6 protein-coding genes are annotated in these 7,473 nt (G+C 69.0%); 5 read left to right on the plus strand and 1 reads right to left on the minus strand.

The annotated features are described in order from the left end of the window. Positions 1-2,056: catalase/peroxidase HPI (gene katG / locus NBV68_RS15855; RefSeq protein WP_296311570.1), on the plus strand; the 2,056-nt coding region annotated here is incomplete at its 5' end. A gap of 93 nt (positions 2,057-2,149) precedes the next feature. Then, positions 2,150-2,770 (plus strand): methyltransferase domain-containing protein, encoded by a 621-nt coding sequence (locus tag NBV68_RS15860; protein ID WP_296311573.1) that lies wholly within the window; start codon positions 2,150-2,152, stop codon positions 2,768-2,770. Positions 2,771-2,773: 3 nt separating this feature from the next. Here NBV68_RS15860 and NBV68_RS15865 read toward each other — a convergent pair whose 3' ends face one another. Continuing rightward, entirely contained in the window at positions 2,774-3,613 is an 840-nt protein-coding gene (locus tag NBV68_RS15865; protein WP_296311575.1) for a LytTR family DNA-binding domain-containing protein, read from the minus strand. A gap of 163 nt (positions 3,614-3,776) precedes the next feature. Here NBV68_RS15865 and NBV68_RS15870 point away from each other — a divergent pair, with 163 nt between their 5' ends. From NBV68_RS15870 to NBV68_RS15880, 3 genes are all read left to right on the plus strand, one after another. Next, entirely contained in the window at positions 3,777-4,328 is a 552-nt protein-coding gene (locus NBV68_RS15870; protein WP_296311578.1) for a DUF2306 domain-containing protein, read from the plus strand. Positions 4,329-4,366: 38 nt separating this feature from the next. Beyond that, entirely contained in the window at positions 4,367-6,205 is a 1,839-nt protein-coding gene (locus NBV68_RS15875; RefSeq protein ID WP_296311580.1) for a gamma-glutamyltransferase family protein, read from the plus strand. A 110-nt stretch (positions 6,206-6,315) separates the two neighbouring features. After that, positions 6,316-7,455 carry a GNAT family N-acetyltransferase gene (locus NBV68_RS15880; protein ID WP_296311582.1) on the plus strand — a complete coding sequence of 380 codons (1,140 nt, stop codon included), beginning with the start codon at positions 6,316-6,318 and terminating at the stop codon, positions 7,453-7,455. The last annotated feature ends 18 nt before the right edge of the window (positions 7,456-7,473 follow it).

Below are 7,473 nucleotides of genomic sequence, written 5' to 3' on the forward strand. Positions count from 1 at the left end.
CGATTACGCCGAGGCGTTCAACACGCTCGACTACGCGGCATTGAAGGCCGATCTTACCGCGCTGATGACCGATAGCCAGCCGTGGTGGCCGGCGGATTACGGGCATTACGGCCCGTTCTTCATCCGCATGGCCTGGCACGCGGCGGGCACCTACCGCACCGGTGACGGGCGCGGCGGCGCGGGCTCCGGCCAGCAGCGTTTCGCTCCGCTCAACTCCTGGCCGGACAACGGCAACCTCGACAAGGCCCGCCGCCTGCTGTGGCCGATCAAGCAGAAGTACGGCAAGAACATCAGCTGGGCCGACCTGTTCATCCTCACCGGCAATGTCGCGATCGAGAGCATGGGCGGACCCGTGTTCGGCTTCGGCGGCGGCCGCGCGGACGTGTTCGAGCCCGAGAGCGTCTACTGGGGCACCGAAGAGCAATGGGTCAACGAAGGCGTTGCCACCCGCATCCACCCGACCGAGGGCCGCGCGCTCGAAAACCCGCTCGCCGCGATCCAGATGGGGCTGATCTACGTCAACCCGGAAGGGCCGCAGGGCAACCCGCATGACCCGGAAGGCATGGCCCGCGACATGCGCGAGACCTTCGCCCGCATGGCGATGAACGACGAGGAAACCGTCGCCCTCACCGCAGGCGGCCACGCCTTCGGCAAGGCCCACGGCGCGCACCCGGCCGACACCTTCGGCGGGGCTCCTGAGAGCGAGGACCTGCACCTGATGGGCTTCGGCTGGCTCAACGATGCGGACGAGATCGCCGCGGGCAACATCACCACCTCGGGCATCGAGGGCAGCTGGTCGAACAACCCGACCGCTTGGAGCCACGACTACTTCCGCCTGCTCTTCAAGTACGACTTCGAACTGGTGAAGTCGCCTGCTGGTGCGCACCAGTGGACGCCGATCAACCCCGATCCGGAAGACCTCGCCCCCGACGCGCGCGACCCGAACAAGCGCGTGCCGACGATGATGACCACGGCCGACATGGCGCTCAAGAACGATCCGGAATATCGCAAGATTTCCGAGCGGTTCCTGGCGCACCCGGAACAGCTCGACGGCGCTTTCGCGCGCGCGTGGTTCAAGCTGTGCCACCGCGACATGGGGCCCAAGGTGCGTTACCTCGGCCCGGAAGTTCCGGAAGAGACGCTGATCTGGCAGGATCCGGTTCCGGCCGGCACCACGCCTTCGGATGCCGAAGTCGCCCGCTTCAAGGATGCGATCCTCGGCAGCGGCCTTTCGGTGCGCGAACTGGTCAAGGCGGCCTGGGCCTCGGCCTCGACCTACCGCAACTCGGACCACCGCGGCGGTGCCAACGGCGCGCGCGTCCGGCTGGAGCCGCAGCGTTCGTGGGCAGTCAATGACCCGGCGGAACTCGCCAAGGTGCTCGACACCATCGAAGCCCACCGCGGCGCGCTCAGCATGGCGGACGCCATCGTTCTGGCGGGTTCGGCAGCGGTCGAGAAGGCGGCCAAGGACGCCGGTTTCGACGTGACCGTGCCCTTCATGGGCGGACGCGGCGATGCGACCGAGGAGCACACCGATGCGGCGAGCTTCGAGCCGCTCGAGCCCTTCGCCGACGGCTTCCGCAACTACCTCAAGACCAAGGCGCAGGTCCGCACCGAGGAAATGCTGATCGACCGGGCGCATCTGCTCGGCCTGTCGGTGCCGGAAATGACGGTGCTGGTCGGCGGGATGCGGGCGCTGGGCGCGGTGAGCGACCATGCCCACCACGGCCACCGCATCGGCGTGCTGACCGAGACCCCGGGCAAGCTCACGCCCGACTTCTTCCGCAACCTGCTCGACATGGGGACCAAGTGGTCGCCGGTCGATGACAGCGGGGACGAGGAATATGTCGGCGTCGACCGTGCGACCGGCGCGGAAAAGTGGCGCGCGACCCGCACCGACCTCGTGTTCGGCTCCAACTCGATCCTGCGCGCGCAGGCCGAGGTCTATGCCGAGAGCGGGAACGAGGGCAAGTTCGTGTGCGACTTCATCTCGGCCTGGACCAAGGTGATGAACGCGGACCGCTTCGATGTGAGCTACGCCAAGTATCACGCCTGACAGGCGCCGATCCCCTGACACGGGAAGGGCCCCCGGCAGCGATGCCGGGGGCCTTTTTCGTGGTATCGGCACAGCCGAGAGGACACCCTTGCAATGACCACCGACCGCGAAGACCACTGGCGCAAAGTCTACTCCGACAAGCGGCCTGAGGACGTGAGCTGGTATCAGCCCGCGCCCGAACAATCCTTGCTGGCACTTGACAGGTTCGGCGCGGAACCATCGCAGTCGCTGATCGATATCGGGGGCGGCGCATCAACGCTGGTCGATGCCTTGCTTGCCCGCGGTTGGGACGATCTGACCGTCCTGGATATTGCCGCCCCGGCGCTTTCCGCATCGCAGGCTCGGCTGGGTGCGGCCAGTGCGGATGTCGCATGGCTGGTCGCCGATATCACCGACTGGCAGCCGCCGCGCCGCTATGACGTCTGGCATGACCGAGCGGTGTTTCATTTCCTGACCCAACCCGAACAGCGCGCCGCCTACGTCCGTGCCCTCTATCATGGCTTGGCGACAAACGGTCTGGCCATCGTCGCCACCTTTGCCCCCGAGGGGCCGGAACGGTGCAGCGGGCTGGAGGTGGAACGATATGAAGCGGATCGGCTGGCCGCCGCTCTGGGGTCTGGTGTCAAGCTGGAGGCGAGTTGGCGCGATGACCACATGACCCCTTGGGGTGCGCGCCAAACGTTTACGTGGTGCTTGTTCAGGCGCACGGATTGAGAGTCATATCCAGCGCGCGTCGCGCAATTCGGCGATCTTGGCGCGGGCAACGGGGGCCTCGATCCCGCGCGCGAGCCTGAGGCGCACATTGCGTCCCTCGCGCGCCGCATCTTCGACCGCGGCGCGCGCCACCCACCAGCTGCGGTGCACCTGCATCCCCTCGAGATCGCCGAGCAGCGCCACCGCATCGCGCATCCGCATCAGCACCAGCGCGGAACCCAGCATCGTGTGGACGCGGACATAGTGGTCCTCCATCTCAAGGGCGATGATCGCGCTGCCGATCTCGGCGGGAAGCTGGTCGAGGAGCGGATGGGGCGGCGGGGCGGCAACGGGCGGAGCTGAGGGCGCGGGGGGCGGAGCAGGCTGCGGCATCGGCGGCGAAGAGTGCAGCGGGGCAGGAGCAGGCACCTCCGCGCGCGGCGTGCCCTGCACCAGATTGAACAGCACCGTCACTGCCCCGCCGATCACCAGCACCGAGAAGTAGGTGCCCGCCAGCACCTCGAAGCTCGGCCAGTGCAGCCCGCCCGACGGGAGGCTGTTCACGGCGATCACCGCGAAGGTCATCGGCACGGTTCCCACCAGCACCGCCGCCGCCAGCACCCCCCAGCGCGGCAGCGCAAGCGCGCGCTCGCCCCAGGCCGCAACGCTCTGCATCGGGCGGTAGCAGGCATAGCCGAGCCATGCGAAGCCGATCCACGTCACCAGCCGCTCGGCCAGCGGCGCGGCGATGCTGCCGAACGGGCCGATGATCGCGAGGAACACACCGATAGCGGTCATCGCCGCCAGATCGATGATGATCCGGCGCGCAAGAGCGCGTTGGTGCGATGCCGGTACGGCGGTCATGGCGCATTCCTGACCGTCCGTTGACGCTTCGTAAAGTGGCAGCGCGCCGGATTTGCGGACAATTCGCGCATCCCCCGCGCCATCGGCGCAAGCGCGATTGCCCGCGAACGGGGCGAGCGCACAGCGGCTTGAGCAACCACGCACCGATCCGAGGAGACCCGCCATGAACGCCATCAGCCTGCCCTTCATCACCCGCCGCGCCGCCGCCGCCGCCAAGCCCGCCGCCGGCTTCGACATCGGCCCCGCCACCCGCACCGCGATTAGCCTCGCCTGCTTCACGATGAGCTTCGCCGTCGTCGTTGCGCTCGGCAAGGCGGGCTTGGGGATGGTCGACAACCTTCACCATTACAACAAGCTGCCTTTGATCCTCCACGTCGCCGCAGTCCTGCCGACCATCCCGCTGGGCGGCTGGCTGCTGCTGGCGAGGAAGGGCACGGCGCTGCACAAGCAGCTCGGCAAGGTCTGGCTGGTGCTGATGCTGATCACCGCCACCACCGCGATCTTCATCCAGACCAGTGGCAGCTTTAGCTGGATCCACCTGTTCGTGCCGCTGACTTTCCACGCCGCATGGAAGGTGATGGCGACCGCCCGCGCCGGCAATATCCGCGCGCACAAGAACCATCTGGTGCGCACCTATCTGCTGGCGCTGATGATCCCCGGCATCGCCGCATTCGCGGCTCCGGGGCGGATGATGAACGTTATGCTGCTGGGCTGAGGCTTGCGTGCGGGCGAGGCGGGCTTAGGGTGCGCCCCATGCTCAAACTTGCCCCCCAGCTCCTCGCCGCCTCCGCCCTCGTCGCCGCGCCGCTGGCCGCGCAAGAGGCGCCGCCCCCGGCCCACACCGATACCACGCCCGAAGCGACGCAGGGCATTGGCCCCGGTGCCCGTCCCGTGGGCGCGCAGTGGAGCCGCAGTCCGGTGGTCGCGCCAAACGGCATGGCCGCGACCGCCCACCCGCTGGCGACGCAGATCGCGCTCGACATTCTCAAGGCGGGCGGCTCGGCGGTCGATGCCGCCATCGCTGCCAATGCCGCGCTCGGTCTGATGGAGCCGACCGGCAACGGCATCGGCGGAGACCTGTTCGCGATCGTCTGGGATCCGTCGAGCGGCGATTTCGTCGGCATCAATGGCTCGGGCCGCTCCCCCGCCGGGCAGACGCTCGAGCAGCTCAAGGCCAAGCTGCCCGCAGGTGCGACCAGCCTACCGCCTGTGGGCCCGCTCCCCGTCACGATCCCCGGCACGGTCGATGCGTGGTTCGAGCTCCACGCGAAATACGGCAAGCTGCCGATGAGCGAGGTGCTCGCGCCCGCGATCCGCTATGCGCGCGAGGGCCACCCGGTCGCGCCGCTGATCGCGATGTATCTCGACCGGGGTCTGAAGAACTACGAGCGGCAGCAGAAGACGACGAAGTTCGAGTTCGAGAACGCGCGCAAGGTCTGGTTCGCCAATGGCCGCGCTCCCAAGCCCGGCGAGATGTTCCGCAATCCCGATCTGGCCAGCACGCTCGAGGCCATCGCCGCGGGCGGGCGCGATGCCTTCTACGAGGGGGCTCTGGCGAAGGTGATGGTGGACTACCTCCAGCGCCAAGGCAGCGCCTTCACCCTCGCCGATTTCGCCGCGCATCGCAGCGAATGGGTGGAGGTTGCCTGCGTCGCCTATCGCAAGGGCTACGAGCTGTGCGAATTGCCGCCCAACAGCCAAGGCTTCGCGGCGCTACAAATGGTCAATATTCTCAAGAACATCGACCTTGCCCAGTGGGAGCGCGGGAGCCCCGAGGTGCTGCATCACATCACCGAGGCCAAACGCCTCGCCTTCGAGGATGCCGCGCGCTTCTATGCCGACCCGGAATTCGCGCGCCCCCCGGCAGAGCTGCTCACCGACGAATACGGCAAGCAGCGCTTTGCCCTGATCGACCCGGCGCGCGCGACCCCCGCCTTCACCCCCGGCGCATTGGTCGCGCCGAAGTTGGAGGGCGAGGGCGACACCACCTACCTCACCGTTGCCGACAAGGACGGGATGATGATCAGCCTCATCCAGAGCAACTACCGCGGTATGGGTGGGGGACTGGTGGCGGACGGCCTCGGCTTCATGTTCCAGGATCGCGGCGAGCTCTACAGCCTCGATCCCGCCCACCCCAATGCCTACGCGCCCGCCAAGCGCCCGTTCCAGACGATCATCCCCGCCTTCATCAAAAAGGACGGCAAGCCATGGGCGAGCTTCGGGCTGATGGGCGGCGGGATGCAGCCGCAGGGGCATGTGCAGGTGCTGGTCAACCTCGTGGATTACGGCATGAACCTGCAGGAGGCGGGCGATGCCGCGCGGCTCCACCACGATGGCGGGCGCCAGCCGACCGATGCGCTGGCGGGTAGCCCGGCCGATACCGTGGCGGTCGATACGCTCGGCGTGCTGCAGGTCGAACCGGGCATCTCCGGCGCCACGGTCGATGCCCTTCGCGCGATGGGCCACAATGTCGAGTTCGAGCGCACCGGCATCCCCTTCGGCGGCTATCAGGCGATCGCGCGCGATCCGGCGAGCGGGGTCTACACCGGCGCAACCGAGATGCGCAAGGATGGGCAGGCGAGCGGTTACTGACCGCGCGAGCCCCCCGCGCCAAGGCTAAGATCTTGCGTTAACCCGCGATTCACGGAATCCGCGTAAACCCCTGAATTATCGAGTAGGGTTTCTCGCACAGGGCCGCAATCATGTCGCTGATCGACCCCATCTCGGTGCCGCCCGAGGGGCTGCGCGATTGCCGCGTGGCTGCGGGTTTGCACCGTGACTTGACCCCCGCTGCGGGGAACGAACGGCTGCGGGCCGAACTCCTGCGCGCCGACCATCTTGCCCTTCCCGACCACCAGCGCTGGGCCGCGCTGAGCCGCGAGGCCGCGCCCGGCAACATCTTCGCCGCCGACTGGCTGATGGCGCCTGCGATGGCGCACGCCGGACAGCGGCTGCGGCTCGCGGTGGCCGCGGGGGCGGCGGGCGTTTGGCTCGGCGCGCTGCCGCTCGGCCTCGGCAGGCTCGGTCCCCGCTCGCCGGTCCCGGTGCTGCGCAGCTGGCACTGCCCGGTCGGCGGGATCGGCACTCCGCTGCTGCGTCCCGGCGCCGAGCGCGCCTTCTGGGCGGCGCTGCTGGCGCGGCTCGACCGGCGTCCCGGCATCGCAGCGGGGTTGATCGCCCAAGCCCTGCCACTCGATGATCCCGCCACGCTCGCGCTGGCCCACCTGTGCACCGAGCAGGGCCGCCTCCTGCATCGCGGCAAGAGCATCATCCGCCGCGCGCGGATCGCAGGCCGCCCGGGGAGCCCGCGCAAAGGCCTCGTGTTCGAGCGCCGGCTGGAGCAGCTCGAAGCGCGGCTCGCCGACCGCCTCGGCCCGGTGCGGCTGGTGCTGCACCGCCGCGCGGGCGATTGCGCGCCGTGGCTGGCCGCCTTCCTCGCGCTCGAGCGCGGCGCCGGCATCGCCCGGGCCGGGCCCGAACCCTTCCGCACCGCGATCCGTGCAGGCCACAGCCGCGGCGCGGTGCGGCTGGTCAGCCTCAGCGCGGGCGAGAGGGTGGTTGCCATGTCCGGCTGGCTGGTCGCCGACCGGCGCGGCTGGGGCCTTGCCTGCGCGTATGACACGCGCCTTGCCGCCTATGCGCCGCAGCGCCTGCTGATGCGCCGGGTGACTGCGCTCGCCGCGCTCGAGGGCCTGACCCGCTTCGACGGGAGCGTGGGATCCGATCCGGGCAGCGACGCGCTGTGGCCCGAGGCCCGCGCATTCGCCGACTTTGCCGTCGCCATCGGCGGCCCGGCGCGGCGCGCGCTGTTCGACCGGGCGATGGGCGCGCGCAGCGCCTAGAGCGGTTTCCGGCCGGAA

The organism is Erythrobacter sp., from assembly GCF_023653175.1.
GTDB lineage: Bacteria > Pseudomonadota > Alphaproteobacteria > Sphingomonadales > Sphingomonadaceae > Erythrobacter.